Annotated in this window: 14 protein-coding genes; 3 read left to right on the top strand and 11 right to left on the bottom strand. The window is 64.4% G+C overall.

Annotation, left to right across the window (positions count from 1 at the left end):
* Positions 1-61 precede the first annotated feature (61 nt).
* Genes U873_RS0116935 through U873_RS0116900 form a run of 8 tightly spaced genes read right to left on the bottom strand, consistent with a single transcriptional unit; the run spans position 62 to position 10,804 of the window.
* The gene (locus U873_RS0116935; RefSeq protein WP_025129388.1) at positions 62-2,491 is read right to left on the bottom strand and encodes a hypothetical protein; all 2,430 of its coding nucleotides are present in this window, start codon (positions 2,489-2,491) and stop codon (positions 62-64) included.
* A gap of 12 nt (positions 2,492-2,503) precedes the next feature.
* Positions 2,504-3,691, bottom strand: coding sequence for a hypothetical protein (locus U873_RS0116930; RefSeq protein ID WP_025129387.1), 1,188 nt, complete (start codon positions 3,689-3,691; stop codon positions 2,504-2,506).
* Entirely contained in the window at positions 3,670-5,115 is a 1,446-nt protein-coding gene (locus tag U873_RS0116925; RefSeq protein ID WP_025129386.1) for an alkaline phosphatase family protein, read from the bottom strand. The genes U873_RS0116930 and U873_RS0116925 overlap by 22 nt, the downstream gene beginning before the upstream one ends.
* Positions 5,105-6,343, bottom strand: a complete 1,239-nt coding sequence (gene eboE / locus U873_RS0116920) for a metabolite traffic protein EboE (RefSeq protein WP_025129385.1) — start codon at positions 6,341-6,343, stop codon at positions 5,105-5,107. Before eboE ends, U873_RS0116925 begins: the two co-directional genes overlap by 11 nt.
* Entirely contained in the window at positions 6,340-7,224 is an 885-nt protein-coding gene (locus tag U873_RS0116915) for a TatD family hydrolase (protein WP_025129384.1), read from the bottom strand. The genes eboE and U873_RS0116915 overlap by 4 nt, the downstream gene beginning before the upstream one ends.
* Positions 7,225-7,275: 51 nt before the next feature.
* A complete protein-coding gene (locus U873_RS0116910) occupies positions 7,276-8,043 on the bottom strand; it encodes an EboA domain-containing protein (RefSeq protein ID WP_025129383.1) in 768 nt (255 codons plus the stop codon).
* On the bottom strand, positions 8,040-8,924 hold the full coding sequence (locus U873_RS0116905) for a UbiA family prenyltransferase (protein WP_029978464.1): 885 nt from the start codon (positions 8,922-8,924) through the stop codon (positions 8,040-8,042). Before U873_RS0116905 ends, U873_RS0116910 begins: the two co-directional genes overlap by 4 nt.
* Positions 8,921-10,804 carry a 3-dehydroquinate synthase gene (locus tag U873_RS0116900; protein WP_025129382.1) on the bottom strand — a complete coding sequence of 628 codons (1,884 nt, stop codon included), beginning with the start codon at positions 10,802-10,804 and terminating at the stop codon, positions 8,921-8,923. Before U873_RS0116900 ends, U873_RS0116905 begins: the two co-directional genes overlap by 4 nt.
* Positions 10,805-11,032: 228 nt before the next feature.
* On the opposite strand from U873_RS0116900, the gene U873_RS36700 reads away from it, so the two are divergent.
* Positions 11,033-11,206 (top strand): hypothetical protein, encoded by a 174-nt coding sequence (locus U873_RS36700; protein WP_157838097.1) that lies wholly within the window; start codon positions 11,033-11,035, stop codon positions 11,204-11,206.
* A 363-nt stretch (positions 11,207-11,569) separates the two neighbouring features.
* Here U873_RS36700 and U873_RS0116895 read toward each other — a convergent pair whose 3' ends face one another.
* Positions 11,570-12,118, bottom strand: a complete 549-nt coding sequence (locus U873_RS0116895; protein WP_025129381.1) for a cysteine hydrolase family protein — start codon at positions 12,116-12,118, stop codon at positions 11,570-11,572.
* A 159-nt stretch (positions 12,119-12,277) separates the two neighbouring features.
* Between U873_RS0116895 and U873_RS0116890 the strand changes: the two genes are divergently transcribed.
* Entirely contained in the window at positions 12,278-13,228 is a 951-nt protein-coding gene (locus U873_RS0116890) for a GlxA family transcriptional regulator (protein ID WP_371261314.1), read from the top strand.
* Positions 13,229-13,314: 86 nt separating this feature from the next.
* On the opposite strand, the gene U873_RS0116885 is transcribed toward U873_RS0116890, so the two are convergent.
* Positions 13,315-14,526, bottom strand: coding sequence for an MFS transporter (locus tag U873_RS0116885; RefSeq protein ID WP_025129379.1), 1,212 nt, complete (start codon positions 14,524-14,526; stop codon positions 13,315-13,317).
* Positions 14,527-14,727: 201 nt separating this feature from the next.
* Between U873_RS0116885 and U873_RS0116880 the strand changes: the two genes are divergently transcribed.
* Entirely contained in the window at positions 14,728-16,830 is a 2,103-nt protein-coding gene (locus tag U873_RS0116880) for a mechanosensitive ion channel family protein (protein ID WP_025129378.1), read from the top strand.
* Positions 16,831-17,043: 213 nt separating this feature from the next.
* Here the strand turns inward: U873_RS0116880 and U873_RS0116875 are convergent, their stop codons facing one another.
* On the bottom strand, positions 17,044-21,324 hold the full coding sequence (locus U873_RS0116875; RefSeq protein ID WP_025129377.1) for a DEAD/DEAH box helicase: 4,281 nt from the start codon (positions 21,322-21,324) through the stop codon (positions 17,044-17,046).
* Positions 21,325-21,584: the final 260 nt, after the last annotated feature.

Raw genomic sequence — 21,584 nt, 5'->3', positions numbered from 1 at the left:
TCTCCTTTGCAAAGCCGGGCGCCACGGGGCGCCCGGGGTTCCATTGCCTGGCGGTTGCGGCTCAGCCGTTCTGGTAGTTGCCCAGGTTCAGCGGACGCGGTGGATAACCCGTGCTCACCAGGTCCTTGGCCCAGATCTCCAGCACCTGCCGACGGCTCTGGGGCAGGTCCCGGGTGATGGGCATGGCCAGGGTGCTGGCCTCCTGATACTCCTTGCTGATCAGTCTGATGAACTGCTCGATCGCGCCCTCGATGCGTTGCAGGGAGTTGAGGGGCATGAACTTGTTCATGATCGGGTAGAGGTAATAGAAGGGCTGGAGGATTCGCGGGTAGATGAACTCGTTCCAGATCCGCACGTTGGCGTTGTCGGCCGTGCACATCCGGTTCCAGCTGTCGATGAAGTCCTTGAGCATCTGCGGCTCTTGCGGCAGCACCCGCAGCGGCGACAGGAAGTCGGTGAAGGCGTCGGTGTAGGAGAAGCTGAACGGAATACCCGTCGGATCGTCCTGGATGAAAAAGCGCAGGGTGGGGAACCCCGGCGCCTTGGCATGCACCGTCACCTGGGCAATGCCGTCGGCATTGGTCTGGATGCGGGCCAGGCTGTAGTCCACGGTGGCGCCCAGGCCGACGGTGTCATCCAGTTTCCCACTCATTGATTGTGGTTGGTCGAATTTCAGGCACGGTCCCAGATCGACAGCGGCCGGGGTCTTCAGATAGTCCTGATAGTTGATGGGGGTGCTTGGCGGGTCTTCGTCCTTGGCTGTCCTGATGAGCATGGCGCTCAGGCGCCTGCCGCTGCCCTCCCTGGGCAGGCTGGGATGCTGCGAGGCATCGGCGAACTGGGGCATTCCCGGCTTATTGTTTTTTCGATCTTCCGGAAAGTCGTTGATCAGCACGAAATCCGCCGGGTTGCTGAACGCCAGGTAGTAGTTGCTGGTGGTCAGCATGAAGGCGTTGTTGTATTCGGCGACCCACAAGGTGGTTCCGGGCGGTGCGGGCTTGCCGTTGTACTGCACCATGATGTTCAGCGTGCGGCAGTCACCGACGTCGATGAAGCTGCCGCTCTCGATGACTTCCGCGGTCCACATCTGCTGTTGGGCGGCGATGGTGTCGGTGCCCTTGAGCCGCAACGCCAGGTTGCCGTTTTTCAGCAGGGCCTGGGCACTGGCGTCGAGGGGCAGGTCCAACAGGCCGGAGCGCTTGTCAAAGGCCGATTGCTGATACTGGTCGAAGCCGATGCTGGTCAGGGGTTCGAAGTTGTTGCCCTGCTGGACCCCCAGCTCATAGTCGCCGACGTGGAACTTGGCGGCGACCGGAATCCCGTTGTTGCGGCCATCGAGATTGGGGGCGGCCGGGCCGGTATGGACGGCTGGGTAGAGTGGGAAGGTATTGCCCAGATCCAGCGACAGCGTGGAGTCGTGGAGCTCGGCGCTGAGCACGCCGAGGTTGACCACTTGTTTCTTGGCATGGATCTGCGCATCTCCCGGCACCGTCTTGTAGAAAGGCACCGGGTCCTTGGGCGCCAGGCGCTGGCCGGCGGGGGCGGTGGGGAACTCATTGTTGAGCCACAGGCCCAGGGTGCCGGCGGTGCGGCTGTAGGCCGGGTTGAAGAAGAGTTCGGTCGGGTTGTCCAGGCCTATCTGATAGAGCATCTGCACCCTGGACATGTCCCAGGGGGCCTGGGAGTGGGTGTTGACGATCTTGAAGTCGTTGAACAGGCCGTTCTTGTCATAGACGGTCAGGTAGGTGGTGAACCTGAGCATCAGGCCCTGGGCGTCACTGTTGCGCTCCATTTCGTCCTTCAGGTTCTGCAGCAGTTGCGAACCGCCGATGACCCAGTCCACCTGATCCTTGGTAAAGCAGGTCTGCCAGGTGCAGGTCACGTAGACCAGGCCGCCGAACGCCCCCCAGTTGAAATCGAGGAAGCGGTTGAGCATGCGGCAGCCCTTGTTCAGGGTCACCCCGCAGGTGGTGTCGCCCAGCATTATCTTTTCGAAGTACAGCGCGGTGAAGGTGTTCTGCCAGGGGCTGACGTCGACAAAGCGTGCCGCGGTGGGGGTCGGGTTGCCGAACGAGTTGCCCAGCAGTTGGTACGACTTGTTGATCAGCGGGTCGTTGTCGATGTAGCTGTCGACCTTGGATTCCCCACCGATGATCACCGAGCGCAATTGCTGGTAGTCCACGGTGCCGCAGGCGTTGTCACCGAACAGGTCCCACTCGGCGGGAATCATCGGGTAGTTGTCGGCATCGCCATTGGTGGGCACCTGCAACACGTAGTCCGGTACGTTGTTGTAGGGCAGCGGGGCGATGGCCCAGGGCATCAGCGTTTGTGGCGCATTCTTGTCGTTGATCTCGTACTTGTTCAGGAAGCGCCAGTTCATCTGCATCTTCACCGCGTCGTACAGCGGTAGCACATCGTTGTTGTTGAAGGTCGGCGGGTTCCAGAACATGAAACCGTTGAGGTAGATCCGGGGAAAATTCAAGACGCTCATGAGCTGCTCTCCTTAGCGTTTCCACTGGGCGCGTTTGAGCGACCAGACATAGTCCAGTTTTTGATAACCGATGAAGTCTTTGTCCGGCAGCACGCTGGTGGGGTAGAGGATTCCGCCGCTGTTATCGAGGTTGAACGAGAAGAAGTTGTTCTTCTGCGTCGAATAGGCCGCGGTGCTGTGGCAGGCCAGGCACGAAGAGGTGCCCTGGAAGGCCGATTCCAGCTGGGAGTTGGCCAGCAGTTTGGGATCGGGCAGGGTGTGGTCGTACTGCACGCCGATCAATTCGTACTGGGCCAGTTCCGGGTACTGCTGCTGGTAGCTGCTGTTCACCGGCTTGGCCGCCTCGGTGGGGCCGGTGGTGTTGGTCATGGCCTTGGGTGGCGAGTCGTTGGTGACGGTGTACTTGGGGTTGTTGCGGTTTTCGAAGGTGGTCCAGACCCAGTCCGGGGTCAGCTTGTTGATCACGTGCATGCCGCTCAGGGCGGCATAGCCCACCTGATACTGGCCGGTGCTGTTCACGTAATAGGCTTGGGAGATGTAATACCCGTCCTTGGCCAGTTGGGACTTGAAGCCCTGATTGGTGCCGATCCAGAACCAGGAGGTCTTCAGTTCCCAGGCGGTGGCCGGAAAGTCCAGGTTGCTGGTCAGTTTGGCCAGGCCATCGCGGTTGTAGATCTTGTTTGTGACGATGTAGTTGAAGGTGTCCTCGCCCATCATCAAGTGAAAGCGCACCAGTTGTTCCTTGTCCGAGGGCGGAACCGGCGGGTTGGGGTTCATCTTCAAGGCCAGGCCATCGACCTGCTGGATACCGTTCTGTGGGCTGCCGGGGGTGTCATTGCCCAGAAACTGGAACAGCCCCTGGGGATCCATGCCCTGCTGTTGCGCCAGTTGTGTCACCTGGCTCGGCAAGTTCTCCCGAGAGCTGTAGGGCAGTGGTTCGGCGCCTTTCAACAGGTAGACCTGATCGTCTGGCTTGAAGGTCTCCCAGACCCGATAGCTGCCTTGCCTGGCATCCTGCCGGTTGAGGCAGACGAACCAGTTCCAGGCCATGGCCTCCGGGTTCTGCTTGAAGGTGGCCAGGGTGCCGCTGGGGTCGTTCGCGAAGCTGAGGAAATTGTTGCACTCAACGTTGTTCGAGCCCTGTGCCTGAGCAAGTCCGCTCAACACACTCAGCACGACTATAGGGATGGTTCGCCGCATGGAATCTCCTTGGCCTGAGCCGTATCGTCATAGGGGCGCCCTAGGAAATGCTCTAGGAGCAGGTGCTTTACCGCCGTGACCGGCAGGGTGGCCGGCAGTGGTAAATCGCAATCGGTGATCAGCAGGGGGCCGACCTGCTCGTTGCTCGGCAAGCGTCCATGGCTGCCGCGAATCAGTCGGGTGTCCAGGGGGATCAGGTCCATGTAGTAGCGAAAGCCGAGCTTCTTCTGCAGCAGGCGGCGGGCGACCCGCAGCTTGGGAAAACGGATCGCCGGGTCGATGAACAACTCCAGCGGGTCGTAGCCTGGCTTGCGATGGATATCCACGGTGCGGGCGAAGTCCGGGGCCAGTCGGTCGTCGAACCAGTAGTAGTAATCGAACCAGAAGCCCGCGGCCGCCACGGCCACCAGCTCGCCGCTGCGCGGGTGATCGAGCTGCCAGGCGCGCTGTTCGCTCTTGTCCAGTACCTGCTCGATGCCGGGCTGGCGCTGCAACAGCGCCTTGACCTGGGCAATGTCCTCGGGGCGGCGCACGTAGATGTGGGCGATCTGGTGGTCGGCCACGGCAAAGGCCGCGCCGGCACCGGGGTCGAGCAATTCCCAGCTCAGGGAGCGGCGTACCTGCAGCAGGCCTTGCTCGCGCAGCAAGCGGTTGATGGAGATCGATTGCTGCACGGCTTCGATGCCGTATTCGGAGACCAGCATCACCGCCGCGCCTTGCTGTTGGGCAAAGTCCAGCAGGCGCCCGACCTGGTGATCGATGGCCCGCACTTCGTCGCTGATGGACGGGTGCTCAGGCCCCAGGCGCTGCAGGCTGTAGTCCAGGTGCGGGAGGTAGATCAATTGCAGGTCGGGCCGGTTGATCTGGAACTCGGCGATGGCGCAGTCGACGATCCAGCGGCTGGAGGCAATACCTGCCGCCGGTCCCCAGAAACTCGGAAAGGGGAATTCGCCGATCTGTTGCTCGATGCGCTGGTGCAGGTCCTTCGGGGACGAGTACAGGCCGAACATCTTGCGCCCATCGGCCGGGTAGTGAGGCCGGGGGGTAATGGCCGCCTGCACCTCGGCGTACATGTTGAACCACCAGAACAGCTGGCTGCAGCGCAGGCCGGGGATTTCCCGCTGCAAGGTCTGCCAGACCTTTTCCCCCTGGATCAGGGCATTGGGCTGCAGCCAGAAGCGCACTTCGGCCTGATCGCGAAAATACCAGCCGTTGCCGACGACGCCGTGCCCCGAAGGCGGCAGGCCGGTGAGGATCGAGGCCTGCACCGTCGAGGTCACGGCGGGAAATACCGGGCGCAGACTGGCCATGCGGGCGCGCTGCAGCAGGGCGTTGATCCGTGGCGTGGCCGGCCCCAGCAGGCTTGGGGTCAGCCCGACCACATTGATCAGCAGCAAGGGTTGGCGCAGGGGCTCAGAGAGCATGGGCGGACGCCTCCAGGGAGGAGTGCAGGGTGCGCAGCAGATGCCGCTGGTGCAGTTGCGCCTCGACCCATTGCAACTCGGCCGCGATGCCGCGCAGCAGCGCCTGTTCGGTGTCCGGGCGCAGGGCGCCGGGCAGTACGTTCCAGCTGTAGGTCTCCACCTCCAGCACCGGCTGGAAGTGCGGGTGTCGGGCCAGAAAGTCGAAGGTGCGCAGCAGGGCCTGCTGGCTGCCGCTGAGCTCGGCCAGCAGGAACTGCTCACTGAACAACGGCACATGGAAGTGAATCCGCAGTTCGGGGCATTGTCCCTGTGCCGGCTCGATCGCCTGCAGCGCGGCGGGCAGGTCGGCCCAGGCCAGCAGTTGTCCGCGGGTATCCCGGGCTTTCACCTGATGCAGGTAGGTGGCCTCGGCAAACTTGCCCAGGGCCTGCAGCACCTGTTCGCGGCGCTGGCGGTCGGCAAGGGGCAACTGGCAGATCAGGGCGTTGGACAGCTGGATCTTGCCCACCGGCACCCGCGCTTCCAGCAGCCGTTGCAGGGACTGATAGCAGTCCTCGAAAACCACCGCCTGGTGGCAGACATCGAAACACAGCGCCAGGTAGGCGTGATGGGGATCACTGGCCTGCCAGCGCTTGAAAAAGGCGAGGGCCTGGTCGGTGTTTTCCAGTACGCAGTCAGGCTCCATTTCCAGGCACAGGAGGATCTTCTTGCCGCTGTGCCGGTGCAGGCTGGCAAGCTCGGCGGTCAGTTGCCGCAACTGCTCTTCGGCCCTTTGCTGCTGGGCCTCGTCCCAGGTCGCGGCATAGCCCAAAGGCACGCTGGAGATCACCCCTTGCTGGCAGTCCAGGGGCAGCGCGAGGGCCAGAAAGTGCGCCAGCTGCAAGCTGTACTCCAGGCGCTGCGGCTCGGCCCAGGTCGGCTGGTAGACCTCGGCCTTCACCGCGCCCTGGTGGAACTGGCCATAGGGAAAACCGTTGAGGGAGGTCAGGCGCACTCCGCAGTCGTGCAGCGTCCCGAGGAGGGCTTCGCGCACTTGCGGTTGCTGCAGTTCGGCAGCCGCCTGGGCGCTGATCCACAACCCACTGTCCTGGACCGCCAGCCCACGCTGGCGCCGTACGCCCTGGAAGTGTTCCTGGATCGATGCCTGCAGGCCGGCCACGTCACGGGCCGGGTGCACGTTGCTGCAATAGCCGATCTGCGCGGCGCTCCAACCGCCCCGGGCACTCATTTGATCACCGGTTCCTGGCCCCGCAGGGCAGAGTTGTCCTGCCACTGGCGGCGCTGGTCGATGGGCAGCGGGGAGCTTACCAACTGCTTGTCCAACTGCCCGCTCTGGGCGAAGAAGTCCACCGGATTGTGGAACAGCACCTGTTCCACCTGGGCCTCGCTGAAGCCGGCGGCGAGCATCGCCTGGCCGGTCTTGGGCACCTTCAATGGATCGCTGATGCCCCAGTCGGCGGCGCTGTTGACCACCATCTTCTCGGTGCCGTACTCCTGGAGCAGGGCCACCATGCGTTGCTCGGACATCTTGGTGTTGGGGTAGATGGAGTGGCCGCGCCAGCAGTCGCTGTCGAGTACCAGCGGCAAGGTCAGTTCGTTGAGGTGGTCGATGATCACCAGGTGCTCGGCGATGCCCACCTCGCGAATCACTGCCAGGGTGCGTTTGGTGCCGCCGATCTTGTCCCGGTGCGGGGTGTGCACCAGCACCGGCAGGTTGAACTGCCTGGCCAGCTCCAGTTGCGCGGCGAGAAAGCGATCTTCCTCCGGGGTGATGTCGTCGTAGCCAATCTCGCCCACGGCGACGACACCGTCCTTGATCAGGTAGCGCGGCAGGATCTCCAGCACCTCGTTGGCCACCGACAGGTCGTTGGCTTCCTTGGGGTTCAGGCCGATGGTGCAGAAATGGTGGATGCCGAACATGCTGGCGCGAAAGCGTTCCCAGCCCAGCAGGGTATCGAAGTAGTCGATGAAGCTGCCGACGCTGGTACGCGCCTGGCCTTGCCAGAATGCCGGCTCGATCACCCCGGTGATGCCGGCGGCGGCCATGTTCTGATAGTCGTCGGTGGTGCGGCTGACCATATGAATGTGCGGGTCGAAGTACTTCAGCATGATGAGTTCCTGATGGGGTAGTGGATACGACTGGGCCCGGCCCGGGGTTTTTCAGGCCTCGGGCGGGAAGTGTTGGAGCCAGTGCGACGCCAGGCGCTGCTGCTGGCACAGGCCGCGCAGGCGCTGGCGCTGGGCCTGGCTCAGTAGCTCGAAGGCAATGACCCGGGGCAGGCTGTCGCTGACGCTGCGGTCCGCCGCCAATTGCTCCTCCATGTGTTCCAGGGCCAGTTGGTTGAGGTCGACGCTCCGGCGCTGGGCCAGACCGCTGATGCGCCTGCTGTCCAGGCCCATGCCCAGGGTCTTGAGCACCAGTTGGTGGAAGGCCCGGTCCTGGTAGTGGCGAGCGGGGAAGGGGTTGTCCAGGGCGATGGCGGCGAACACCTCGCGGTTGTTGGTGCGCCCTGCCTGGAGTGCCAGGTCGAGGCTGGCCCCTTGTGTGTCCAGGTCGTCCAGGACCTTGAGCAGGACGCTTTTTTCCTGGTCGTCGCCCCAGAGAAACAACTGCCGCAGCAGGGGCAGTTGTTCGGCGCCGGCCTGTTGTTCGAGCAGCCCTGCCAGCAACAGCGCCCGCGCCAGCTGGGTGCGGTTCCACCCCTGGGCCTCGGCCAGCGGCGTGTCACCGAGGCGGCGCTTGCACTGGCTGCTGAGCAGCATCAGGGTGTTGGCGCTAGGCTGCTGGGCCAGTTGTTCGAGGCGCTCTTGCCACCAGCGGCGAGTGTCGTCGTCCAACTGCCGGTCGAGCAGGCGCTGGCGCTCGACAAAGGCCTGGTGGCGCAGGGTCAGTGAAGGCGCGGCGGTAGAGGCGAGGTCCATGCTCATGTCGGCTTGATCCAGCGTTGAAGGTGGGGAAGCAGGAAGAACACCAGCACGCACAGCAGGCTGCCCAGGGGCTGGTGGGCCAGGGCCAGCACCAGGGCGTCGAACAGTGGCAGGGCGGCCAGTCCGGCGCCGATGAAGGCGCGGATCTGTCGCTGCTGCGGGTTGGCCAGGTGGCGCCAGTAATGCCAGCCGAGCCAGCCCAGCCACAGCAGCAGTACCAGCCAGAACACGCTGTTGTCGGCATAGGCGGCCAGGAGCAGGGGGCTGAGCATCAGCAGCAGCGGCAGGCGGCTGAGCAACTGGTTGCGGTGTTCCAGGCGGGCCAGATAGGTCAGGCCGGCGATGTACACGCCCAGCAGTGCGGCGCACAGCCACAAGGGCTGTGGCGGCATGGCCAGGCTGGCGGCGGCGGTCAGGTACAGGGCCGAGCGACAGCCGCCCATGAGCCAGACGCTGTGGGGATATTTCTTGTGCAGCAGGTTGTAGGCCAGGATGAACAGCAGCAGTAACCCGGCACTGGCCAGCAGCCAGTGTGGCTGGGCGATCAGGTGGCTGAGGCCCAGCACCGAGAGCGTCGCCAACAGCAGCAGAGCGGCGGTGGCCAGGCTCACCTGAGTGCGGCTGACCAGCCCCAGGACAATGGGCCGCGGGTTGTGATGTTGCTGGTCCCAGTCGGCATCCAGCAGGTCGTTGAGCAGCATGCCTGCCAGGTACAACGCCGAGAGCGCCAGCAGTAGCAAGGTCCAGACCAGCGGCGAGGGCGGAGCCAGGGTGGTGGCGCTGCTGGCCAGCAGGGCGGCCGCCAGGGCGTTGGTCCAGACCGTCGGCAGGTTGGAGACCCGACCCAGGGTCAGCCAGGTGTTCAGGGCAGAGGGGCTCATTGTGTGCAGCCCTCGCCCCAGACGAAGTCCGGTCCGCCAAAGCTGGCCAGTCGCAGCAATGCCTGCTCCATCATCGGCGTGTCGATGTGGTGCACATCGATGGACTGGCCCAGGCGATTGAGCATCGGGATCGACAGCTGGCCTCCCAGGTGCTGGCGAAACTCTTCCAGCCCGAGCAGAAGCAGGGAGCGGCCCTGGCTGTCCTTGAGCGCCAGTTCCGGCGGGCACAGGTTGAAGCCGAGCTTGTCCAGCAGTTGCAGCAGGCGCTGGGTCTGTGCGTTGCACAGCAAGCCGGTGGCGTTGGCGTAGAGCGCATCCAGGGCCATGCCCACCGCCACGGCCTCGCCATGGCGCAAGCGGTGCTGGCTGAGGTTTTCCAGTTTGTGCGCGGCCCAGTGGCCGTAGTCCAGGGGCCGGCCATTGCCGCGCTCGAAGGGGTCGCCGGCGCCGGTGATATGGCCCAGGTGCAGCTCGGCGCAACGGCGGATGGCGTAGCGGCTGGCGTTGTGTTCGAACGACGCCAGGGCCTCGGCCTGCTGTTCCATCCACTGGAAGAACGCACCGTCCTTGATCACGGCGACCTTCACCGCCTCGGCCAGGCCGGCGATCTGGTCCCGGGGGGACAGGCTGAGCAGCAACTGGAAGTCATTGATCACTGCCGTGGCCGGATAGAAGGCCCCCAGCAGGTTTTTCTGGGCGAAGGCGTTGATGCCGTTCTTCACGCCGATGCCGGCATCGTTCTGGGCCAGTACCGTGGTCGGGATGCGGACCAGGCGCATCCCCCGGTGGAAGGTCGCGCAGGCGTAGCCCACGGCGTCCAGCACCGCGCCGCCGCCCAGGGCCAGGACGTAGCAGTGTCGATCCAGGCCGTGTTCCAGCATGTGGGCGTACAGCTGCTGGAGCACATCCGGAGTCTTGCTCAGCTCCCCCGCCGGTACCGGGATCGGTGCGGCTTGCAGGTGCAGGTCGCTGGCATGGGCGCTGAAGTAGGCGCTTATCTGGTGCGGCAAACCTGGGGAGCACAGCAGCAGTTGTTCATCGGCAAACACCAGCACGGTGGTGCGCCCCGGGTGCTGCTGGGTGAGTTGCTGGTGCAGGCAGGGGTTGGCCACCTGGAACAGGTGATCGGTGAACAGCACCGGGTAGTGGTAGCTCACCTCGAAGCGGCCCTCCAGAGGGCGGGCGTGATCAAGCTCGGGCTGCACGATGCGAGGTTTGAACAGGCTCCGGGCCCCCAGCAGCAGGCCCGGCAGGACCATGCTGGCGAGCAGGGTCGCCAGCAGGGCGTTCTGTTCCACCAGGAGGCTGCCGATGGCGGCGTAGGCCAGGGCCAGCCCGGCGTTGGCCAGGGTGGTGACCAGCAGGAACTGGCGCAGTGGATAGCGTTGCATGCCGGCCGCCAGCACCGAGGTCTCCGCCAGTACCGGAACGCCGCGCAGGCAGATCAGCGACAAGGTACTGAGGCGGTAGGCCAGTTGCCCGGGTTGCCAGGTCCTGAGCCCCAGCCAGCTGGAGAGCAGGCGGAAGTAGCCGGCCCCGAGCCAGTAGCCCAGGCAGGCGCCGAGGCACAGGCCGATAAAGATCACCAGGTAGCCGCCCAGGGCTCCGAGGGCCGCGACGGCCAGCAGTGCCACCAGGCTGGAGGGCACTGGCAGCAGTACGTCCAGCGCCAGCAAGGCCAGCAGCAGCAGGGCCAGGCTCAGGCGCTGCACGGGGTCGGTCGGGAGGAAGCTGCCCAGTTGATTCAGCAGTGCCTGGATCTGCTGTTCAAACAGCAGGAAACTGGCGACCACCAGGACCGAGAACAGCAATAACGAAAGCCAGTAGTTTTCGGCTGTACCCTTTAGCGAGAAGGCACGAGGCAACAAGCTGCGCTTCATCAAGCGTCCCTCTTGATTGATATGACTCATTCCATGTCTGTGTCAGCTGGGTGGGGCTGGGAGGGCGTTCGGTTATTGAGTTCCTCGACGATATTATTGGTTTTCTGGCAGCTGAAGAGCACTTCAGTGGCGAGTAGCTATCAACTTAGTCAAGGCCGGAGCTTTTGCAAGTAAGCCTTGTGGAAGTGGCTTGCAAGGCGGTTTTGTGGCGCGTTGGGAAAGTATGGCTTGACGGTGTTGCTGCGCTTGGGAGGACCGGGGGAAGTTGCCGGGCTGGCTTTGCCGTGTGGCTTTTCCGCCAATGAATACGGGGTGGTTGTCGATGAGTCAGGGAGCTTTTTAAATTTTGCTATAAATAATATTAGCTTTGGCTATATGGTTTTTTTGAATATTAAGAACTAATGGGCGGGGTTTATAAGAGGCGATGTTATGAGGCCTGGTCCGGGACCTTGTAAACGTCAAAGTAGAAATTGAAATAATAAGGTGGTCGACAATATCTATTAGTCAGCTATTGAATAGCTGGCTTGCCAGTAGTGCTATTTATGGGGCGTGATTATTTGTCGGCTCGTTGGGTTTGTGTTGGCTTTATTCTGTTTAAATAATAAGAATCATTCGTGTTTTATTCAGGGTAAAAGTTGCTCCGCTAATACTGGATGAAGTTGCACCTCATGCGTGCCTGGATATTCATCCGCCGCGAACGATGCCAGCTGATGCCAAGGCTGCGGTGGGCCGCTCCCACCGCAGTGTTCAGGTTTCTGCGACTCTTCAGGCAGCCAGGAACGCCTCGGTGGAGAGGACGCTGGCGTAGGCGAAGGCCAGGGCTGACATCACCGCGCCTTGAACCTGTGCAGCCGCTACCTGTTGGCCGTTGAACTCCAGGTCGAGGGTGGCGCAGGCGTCGTGGATCACCGTCACCGGGTAGCCGAGATCGGCGGCGGCCCGGGCGGTGCCTTCCACGCACATGTGACTCATGTTGCCAACGATGACCAGTGCGTCGATGCCCTGTTCCTGAAGGATCGATTGCAAGGAGGTTTCGCGGAACGAATTGACGAAATGCTTGAGCACCACCGGCTCGTCCGGACGGTTCAGTACCTTGGCGTGCAGGCGTGCCCCTTCGGAGCCTGGGGTGAAGAACGGCGCGCTGTCGGAGGTGAATTCGTGGCGGATGTGCACCACCGCTTGCCCTTGCTGACGAAAGGCCTGGATCAGCCTTGCGGCGTTGTCTGCGGCGGCGTCGACGCCGACCAGCGGCCACTTGCCGCCGGCGAAGTAGTCGTTCTGGATATCGATTACGATGAGCGCCTGTTTGGCCATGGGTGGTGCCTCCAAGTGAGTGGGTAACGTGGGGGCCAGTATCGATGCCAGCCACTCCCGGGAGGATTGGCTGCACCGACATTAACGAGGGGAAAACTGACAGTGGGCATTCAAGGCACGATCGCTGAACTGGGCGTACTGCTTTATCCAGGGGTGCAGATGGCCGCGGTGCACGGTCTGACCGATCTGTTCGAGGTGGCCAATCGGATGGCCAGCGAGCAGCCCCAGGCGCAACTGCCGCAGTTGCGGGTCAGCCATTGGCAGGCGGCTGGCGAACAGGCTCCGAGGCGAATCTACGACAGCCGGGCGGGAGTGCCCGGGAGCCTGCTGGCGGTGGTGATTCCACCGTCACTGGAAGGTTTTTCCGCCAGCCAGTCATCTGCCGCCGTGGTGACCTGGCTGCGTCAGCAGCATGCGGCTGGCGCCACCTTGGGCGGGGTCTGTGTCGGCTCGATCCTGCTGGCCGAAAGCGGCCTGCTCGATGGGCGCGGCGCCACCACTCACTGGACTTCGGCGCAGGCCTTTGCCGCCCGTTATCCACAGGTGCGGCTCGAGGCCGACAAACCCATAGTCGATGACGGCGACCTGATCACCACGGCCGGCCTGATGGCCTGGGCCGAGTTGGGGCTGCGCCTGGTGGACCGCTTGCTGGGCCCGGGCATTGCCAGTGCCACTGCGCGCTTTTTGGTGATGGAGCACAGTGACAGCGCCAGCCAATGCGGCAGCAACTTCGCCCCCATCCTCAATCACGGCGACGCGGCAATCCTCAAGTTGCAGCACTGGCTGCAAGCCAATGGCGCGGTGGACGTATCGCTACCGGTGATGGCGCAACAGGCGGGGCTTGAAGAGCGCACCCTGTTGCGCCGGTTCCGCGCCGCCACCGGCCTCAAGCCGACGCAGTACTGCCAGCACCTGCGAGTGGGCAAGGCCCGGGAACTGCTCGAGTTCACCAACGGCACCATCGACCACATCGCCTGGACCGTGGGTTACCAGGACCCGGCAACCTTTCGCAGCCTGTTCCGGAAAATCACCGGCCTGGCCCCCAGTGAATACCGCAACCGCTTTGGTGTCGCCCCTGCTGCGCCAAGCCGAGGGGCAATAAGCCCCTAGGCCCGCTTCTGCAGTCTGGCCGGTGCCGGCCTTTGGGGCCGGTCACGCGGTGCAGTGCCGGTGGCTGCAGATAAGAAAGGCTGTAATCAGTGCCCGGGCACTACACGGGGGTTGCCGGCGGCAGGTTCGGCGAACACCGGGCCGAGGCGATCCAGGCGCCCACTCCAGGCGGTCAGTGCCAGGGCCACCAGCACCACCAGGGCACCAATCCAGGCGGTGTGGATCAGCCCCAGGTGGGTGACGATCAATCCCCCCAGCCAGGCGCCCCCCGCGATCCCCAGGTTGAAGGCCGCGATGTTCAGTCCCGAGGCCACGTCCACCGCCTGGGGCGTGTAATGCTCGGCCTGGCGCACCACATAGACCTGCAGGCCCGGCACGTTGCCGAAGGCCACGGCGCCCCACAGCAGCACGGTGAGCAGCGCCAGCCAAGGATTGCTGGCGGTGAAGCTGAGCATCAGCAGCACGGCGGCCAGCAGGGCGAAGATCAGCTTCAGCGCGCCGATCGGACCGCGGCGGTCCGCCAGCTTGCCGCCCCAGATATTGCCCAGCGCCACCGAGACGCCGTACACCAGCAACACCAGGCTGACAGTGCTGGCGCCAAAGCCGGAGATGTCCTGGAGAATCGGCGCGAGGAAGGTGAAGGCGATGAACGAGCCGCCATAGCCAACGGCGGTCATGGCGTACACCAGCAGCAGGCGTGGCTGCTTGAGCACCTGCAGTTGCTCAAGCAGCGAGGCCGGCGGGCTATGGGCGATGGTCTTCGGCACATAGAGCAGGCTGCCCATGAAGGCGATCACCCCCAGGGCGGACACGGCGAGGAAGGTTTCCCGCCAGCCGAAATGCTGGCCGATCAAGGTCCCCAGGGGCACTCCGGTGACCAGGGCCACGGTCAGCCCGGTGAACATGATGGCAATCGCACTGGCGGCCTTGTCCTTGGGCACCAGGCTGGTGGCGATGGTCGAGCCGATGGAGAAGAACACCCCGTGGGCGAGGCCGGTGACAATCCGCGCCAGTACCAGGGATTCGTAGCCCGGTGCCTTCCAGGCCAGCAGGTTGCCGAGGGTGAACAGGACCATCAGCGACAGCAGCAACAGCTTGCGTGGAACCTTGCCGGTGAGGGCAGTAAGCAACGGTGCACCGATGGCGACTCCCAGGGCGTAGAGGCTGACCAGCAGGCCGGCGGACGGCAGGCTGACCCCAAGGTCGCTGCCGATGGTGGGTAACAGGCCGACGATGACGAACTCGGTCGTCCCGATGGCAAAAGCGCTGAGGGTCAGCGCGAGCAAGGCAATGGGCATCACTGCGACTCCGGTGAGGGGAAGGTTGGCGCGCAGTGTCGGCTGTTGGCTTTTGCGGAAAAATAGGCCTGTCGACACAAGATATTTGCCTGCAGGTCAAAGATAGCCCTGGGCCAGACGGCAGCATCCTGCAGGCAAAGCGAACTTGCCCGGCATTTGCTGATCAGTTCCTTACAGACCCTGCTGAAGGAGCTCCGCGTTGTGTTGAATTTCAAGACCGCGATCTTGCTTGGGGTGCTGCTCTGTCTGGGCAGCAGCGAGCTGGACGCCGCGACCGCACCAACCACCGCCGCGCCGGCGGAAAAACCCGAGTTGCTGGTCGAGGGCGGACTGCTCGGCGCCATCAGTTCGAGCATCGATGAAGTCCAGGAAAAGCTCGACCTCAATCAGAGCCTGATCGATGCCTGGCGCCTGCGGGCCGACCGCGCGGCAGATGAGGTGGGGCGGCTGGTCAATCAGCCTTCGCAGCGTTCGGGCTGGAGCATCGCCGCAGATTTCCTGACCCTGTCCGGCACCTGGCTCGGCGGTTTTGCCCTGCTCACGGTGCTGGGTGGGTTGGGCGCGCGCTACCTGAGCCGGCAACGCTGGCTGAACGCTCGCCCACGGGCCCAGGGATTGCTGGAGTACCTGTTGCCGTACACGGTACCGGCGCTGATCTGCCTGCCGTTGACCCTTTACGTCAGCCATTCCCTGCAAGCGTCGGTGGGCCGGGCGCTGGCGCTGTGCCTGGCCTATGCCACCAGCAGCGGGATTGTCTCGACCTCGGTGCTGCTGTGCCTGATCGTGATGTTCAACCTCGGGCACAAGCGCCGGGCGGTGCAGATCATCCGCGACTACTGCCCAAAGCCGCTGTTTCTCATCGGCTTTCTTGCGGCCCTCAGCGATGCCCTGACCAGCCCACAGATCGCGCGTCAGTTGGGGGGTAACATCACCAGTAGCGTGGCGGTATTCACCGGCCTGCTGGCCTCGGTGATCTTCGCCGTGCTGGTGATTCGCCTGCGTCGACCGGTGGCACAGTTGATCCGCAATCGGTCCTTGTCCCAGCGCCTCAGGCAACCGGCGTTGCAGGAGTCCTTGCGGATCTTTTCCGGGCTCTGGTACTGGCCGATCCTGCTGATGGTGCTGGTCTCGGCAATCAACCTGATCGGTGCCGGCGAAGACAGCCAGAAAGCCTTGCGCTGCGCCTTGCTGACCACCGTGCTGCTGATTGCCACGGTGTTCCTCAGTACGCTGCTGCAGCATCTGTTCAAGTCCCGCAGCGCCCAGTCGATCCAGCGCAGCAGTGCCTACAAGGAACGCTTCCTGAGCCTGTTGCATGCGGTGCTGCGGATTGTCATGGCCATCGCCTTCATCGAGATCCTCGGGCGTATCTGGGGGCTTTCACTGTTCGAGTTTGCCCAGCGCAATACCGTGGGCCGGGCCATCAGCGACTCCCTGAGCCGCATCGGCCTGATCTTCCTGGTCACCTGGCTGTTGTGGGTGGTGCTGGACACGGCGATCCAGGAGGCCCTGAAACCGCCGGTCAACAAGCGCTCCGCGCGCCAGCCCAGCACTCGGGTCAAGACCATCCTGCCGCTGCTGCGCAATGCGATCAAAATCATCCTGGTGGTGATCTGCGCCATCACCACCATGGCCAACCTGGGGATCAACGTCGCCCCTCTGCTGGCGGGGGCCGGGGTGGTCGGCCTGGCCATAGGCTTCGGTTCCCAGCAGTTGGTGCAGGATGTGATCACCGGGCTGTTCATCATCATCGAGGACACGCTCTCCATCGGCGACTGGGTGGTACTGGACTCCGGCCATGCCGGCACGGTCGAGGGCCTGACCATCCGCACCTTGCGCCTGCGGGACGGCAAGGGCTTCGTGCATTCGGTGCCGTTCGGCCAGATCAAGGCGGTCACCAACCAGTCGCGGCAGTTTGCCTATGCCTTCTTCTCGGTGCAGTTCACCTACGACACCGACATCGACCAGGCCATCGAGCTGATTCGCGAGGCCGGGCGCTCCATCAGCGAAGACGCCTTTCTCAAGTACAACCTGCAAGGCGGCCTGGACGTGTTCGGGGTGGACAAGATGGACCTCAACGGCGTGGTCCTGACGGCGCAGTTCCGCACCGTTTCCGGAGGTCAGTACGCGGTGAATCGGGCGTTCAACCAGCGCTTGAAGAAGCTTGTGGATAACTCGCCCTGGGTGCATTTCGCCCAGACTTATCCACAGCAGGTGGTGTTACCGGCGCGGCCGGTGCATGAAGACGAACCGGAACAGGACGACTCGGCGCTGCTGCTCCCCGAATCCCCACGCCCGCAATGATTGCGCAACGACGGCCAGCGTAAGGGCCGCTGGATCTGGTGCACAGCTCATGGACCTCTTCGCCGGCAAGCCGGCTCCTACGAGGGTGGGCGTGGATTGTCTGGAAGGGCGTCTGCTGCCTGTGTAGGAGCTGGCTTGCCAGCGAAGAGGCCGCTGGATGTGGCGCAGGGCTTCGGGCCCTTTCGCCGGCAAGCCGGCTCCTACGGGGGGAGGTCAGTGCCGGATGAGCTTGTTGCGCAGGGCCTGGGCGGCCTGGGGTTCCAGCTCCAGCCACAGGTGCTGGGTGCCGCCGATGTCGGCAGCCGCCGGCAGGCCATCGCGATACACCAGGCGATTGCCGCTCAGTGCCGGCACCTTGGGCCCGGGCAGCAGGGTGCCGGCCAGGTTCAGCGGGTCGACGCCGCAGACCGCGACCAGGCTGCCGTCACAAGGACGGCGCCGCACTTCGCGCAACAGCGGGATGGCTTCCGGCAGGGCGAATTGCTCTCCCGCCAGGCCGCTGACAAAGCGTCCGCCACGAATCTCGCCACGGGCCTCCAGCCGATGGAAGGTGCGCAGCAGTTCGCGCCAGCTGGGCAGCCAGTCCGCCTCACGCTCCAGCAGGCGCCAGAACACCACGCCGTAACGTCGTAGCAGGGTCATGGCGACCTGCTCCAGGGTGGCCGCAGGATCCGGGTGCGCAGCGCGCCGCAGCAGGGCCCAGCGTCCGGCATCGTCCATGCCGCCGACAAAGGCCCCGCGCCCGCGCCGGCTGCTGCGATTCTGGCGCTTGCTCGCCGGCGTGATCAGGGCCCGCAGCCCGGCGAAGCTGTCGGCATTCACCAGCCCGGCCCCCACCAGCTCCTGCAGCACCGTTTCCAGTTCGCTGCGCAGCAGATGGGCTTCATGCAGCAGCTCATCGAAAAACAGCGCGCCCTGCTGGCTCAGCACAGCGTGGACTTTCTGTGCCTTGGGTGACAGTTCGCTGTGGGGGGCGGAGGAGGTCAGGCTGTTCCAGAGGGCGGCCTGGGCCCGTGGCAGCAGCACGATCGGCGTGCTGCGCAAGGCATTGCCGGCGCTCTTGCCGTTGCTGATCCGGCTCCAGACGACTTTGCCGCTACGGCACAACTCGTCCAGCCAGGCGGGTGAGTAGTCCTTGATACGGGCTGGCAGCAAGTCGCTGTCCCAGGCCGAGGCTGCGGCCGGGTAGCCTTCGAACTGATTGACCAGCTGCGCCAGCATGGCGCTGCCTTGACCCTGGGTGCTCGCTGACAGGTGCTGCCAGTCGAACAGAAAACGCATGAAGTCCTGCAGCGCCACTGGCTCGATCTCCCGCCGCAGGCGTTTCACCGTGTAGCGATGAATGCGCGCCAGCAGGTGTCGCTCGCACCATTGCTCTTCCTGGCCGCCGGGGTGGAAGCGGCCCCGCAGCACATAGCCTTCGGTTTCGAGCTGGATCAGGGCCTGGCTGATCTGCTCAGGGGGCAAGGCCAGGGGGGCGGCGATCTGGGCCAGGGTCAGGGGCGCGAAGCCGCTGAGCCGGGCGCGGATCACTTCCACCAGCGCGGGTTGCGCTTCCCAGGCCTGATCAAAACCGGGCACCGCCTGCAGGGCGGGCTGCAGCGGCGCCTCGGGATACAGCGCCCGCAGGCAGTTGAGACGCTCCAGGGCCAGCCACAATCCGTGCTCGGGCGCTGCCTGCAAGAGGCCGGCGCGGCCTTGGCTGGCCAGGGTTGCCAGCCATTCGAGCCACTGCGGGTTGGCCTCGGCTTCGGCCTGGCTGATAACCGCCAGGCTCATCAGCGCTTCGTGCATTTCATCGGCATGGGTCGGGTTCGGCCAGGCCTCTGCGGCTACTGCCGCGATGGCTTCGGCGTCCAGGGCACCGAGGTCGTCGGTGGCGGTGGGATCGCTCCAGCGCCGGGCAAGCACCGCTTGGGTACGGCGCTCTTCCAGGGGCGCATCGTCGAGAAAGGTGTAGGGCTTGGCGCTGAGAATCTCCGCGGCCAATGGCGAAGGCGCGGGCAAGTCGCGGCTGAGCAGGCGCACCTGGCCCTGCTCCATGCGCCGCAGCAGGTTCAGCCAGCCCTCGCTGTCCATGGCCTCGTGCAGGCAGTCGTCGAGGGTCTGCTCCACCAGGGGGTGATCGGGAATCTCGCGCTCGCCGGCAAGGTTTTCCAGGCAGGCGATCTGATCGGGAAACACGCTGGCGATCAGGTCTTCGCTCTTCATCCGCTGGATTTGCGGTGGCACTTTGCGCCCGCCGCTGTAGCGCGGCAGCGCCAGGGCCACGCCGGCGTTCCAGCGCCAGCGCACACCGAACAGCGGTGCATCCAGCAGGGCCTGGATCAGGATGTGCTCGGCGCTGTTGCTGTGCAGGTAGCGCCAGACGTCGTCCAGGGCAAAGCTGTGGCTGGTGGACAGTGACAGGACAATGGCGTCCTCGCTGGCGGCGGCCTGCAGTTCGAAATTGAAGGTACGGCAGAAACGCTTGCGCAGGGCCAGGCCCCAGGCGCGATTGATACGGCTGCCCAAAGGGCTGTGGATCACCAGTTGGGTGCCGCCGGACTCGTCGAAGAAACGCTCCATGATCAGCGTGTCCTGGGACGGCAGGGCGCCCAGGGCCAGGCGGGCCGGGGCCAGGTAGTCCACCATTTGCTCGGCGCTGGCGAGGTTCAGCCCCAGTGTTTGTTGCAACCAATGGATGGCGGCTTGCAGATCGCCCGGCGTGGCGCCGAGCAGCGCATCCAGTTGAGCCAGCAAACGTGCCACGGCGCTGGACAGCTCGGCGCTGCGGCCCGGGGCTTCACCCAGCCAGAAAGGAATATTCGGAGGTTGGCCCTGGGCGTCCTCGACCCGCACCTTGCCGGTCTCGATCCGCAGGATGCGATAGGAGGTGTTGCCCAGCTGGAATACGTCACCGGCAATGCTCTCCACGGCAAAGTCTTCGTTGACGCTGCCGATGTTCAGGCCCTGGGGTTCCAGCAGCACGCTGTAGTCGGCGTTGTCGGGAATGGTCCCGCCGCTGGTGACTGCCGTCAGCTTGGCGCCCCGCCGCCCACGCAAGGTGTGGCTCAGTGCATCGCGGTGCAGGTAGGCGCTGCGCAATCCCTGGCGGCCGTTGAAACCTTCGGCAAGCATCTGCAGCAGCGCCTGGTAATGGGCTGGGTCCAGCTCGGCGTAGGGCGAGGCCCGGCGCAGCATGTCCAGCAGATCCGCCTCCGACCATTCCTGGCAACTGACTTCGGCGACGATCTGCTGGGCCAGCACATCCAGCGGCGCACGGGGGATCAACAAGCTGTCCAGCTCACCCCGGCGCACGCAATCGAGCAGGGCGGCGCATTCGATCAAGTCGTCCCGGGTCAGGGCGAACAGGCGGCCCTTCGGCGTGCCACCGACCTGGTGGCCGGAGCGGCCGACCCGCTGCAGGAACGCCGAAATCGAGCGCGGGGAGCCGATCTGGCACACCAGCTCGACATCGCCGATATCGATCCCCAACTCCAGCGACGCGGTGGCGATCAGGACTTGCAGGTCCCCGGCCTTGAGCCGTTGTTCGGCTTCCAGCCGCTGTTCCTTGGCCAGGCTGCCGTGGTGCGCGGCCACCGCCTGCTTGCCCAGGCGCTCGCTCAGGTGCCGGGCCAGGCGCTCGGCCAGGCGCCGGGTGTTGACGAACACCAGCGTGGTGCGATGTTCCCGGGCCAGGCTGGCGAGGCGCTCGTAGAGCAATTCCCAGACATCATTGGCCATCACCGCCGACAAGGGCACGGGCGGCACTTCAATATCCAGGTCTCGGGGCCGGGCATGGCCGATATCGACGATTTCGCAGGGGCGTCCCTGGCCCACCAGGAAGCGTGAAACGGCCTCGATCGGCTTTTGCGTGGCGGACAGGCCGATGCGCAACAGCGGCTCGGCGCACAGGGCCTGCAGGCGCTCCAGGCTCAGGGCCAGGTGGCTGCCGCGCTTGCTGCCGGCCAGGGCATGGATTTCGTCGACGATCACGCTGCGGGTGCTGGCCAGCATCTTTCGCCCAGAGTCCGAGCCCAGCAGCACATAGAGGGATTCCGGGGTGGTGACGAGAATCTGCGGCGCACGCTTGCGCATGGCGTTGCGGTCTTTCTGCGCAGTGTCGCCGGTGCGTACCGCCGTGCGGATCGACAGCTGTGGCAGGCCCATCAGGCGCAATTGCTCGGTGATACCGGCCAGCGGCTCCTGCAGATTGATCTGGATATCGTTGCTCAAGGCCTTGAGCGGCGAGACATACACCACCAGGGTCGCGTCCGGCAGGCCGCCTTCGGCCAGCCCCTGGCGCACCAGGTCGTCGATCACCGCGAGAAAGGCGGTGAGGGTCTTGCCCGAGCCCGTGGGGGCGGCGATCAGGGTCGAGCGGCGTCGGGCGATCAGCGGCCAGGCACGGGCCTGGGCAGCGGTCACTGCGGTAAAGGTGCGCTTGAACCAGGCGCTGACGGCGGGATGGAAACCGTCCAGCTCCGGGTTCGCGGATTGGGCAAGGTTCATGGGCAAATTAATGCGGCCGCCCGGGGCAACTTGCAAGCACTGCGCTTAATATCGCTGCAAGACCGGGTCGCGTTCGGGAGAGGCAGGCAGGGCAATGAATGCCAAGCTTTCGCCACGGGGGCCGGCGGGTGAGGCCTGGACAGGGATGACGTCAGGTCACGCTGATAGTTTCTCAGTGACGGTTGCGCCACAAACCCGCAAAATGCAACGATTCTGACAATTATTGACGGCCAATCCCCGGGATTGGCCAATCCAAACCA

Origin of the sequence: Pseudomonas sp. PH1b, from assembly GCF_000633395.1 — a bacterium.
Lineage (GTDB): Bacteria > Pseudomonadota > Gammaproteobacteria > Pseudomonadales > Pseudomonadaceae > Aquipseudomonas.
The sequence above is the reverse complement of the archived record's forward strand: the minus strand, read 5'-3'. Positions and strand labels throughout refer to the sequence as shown.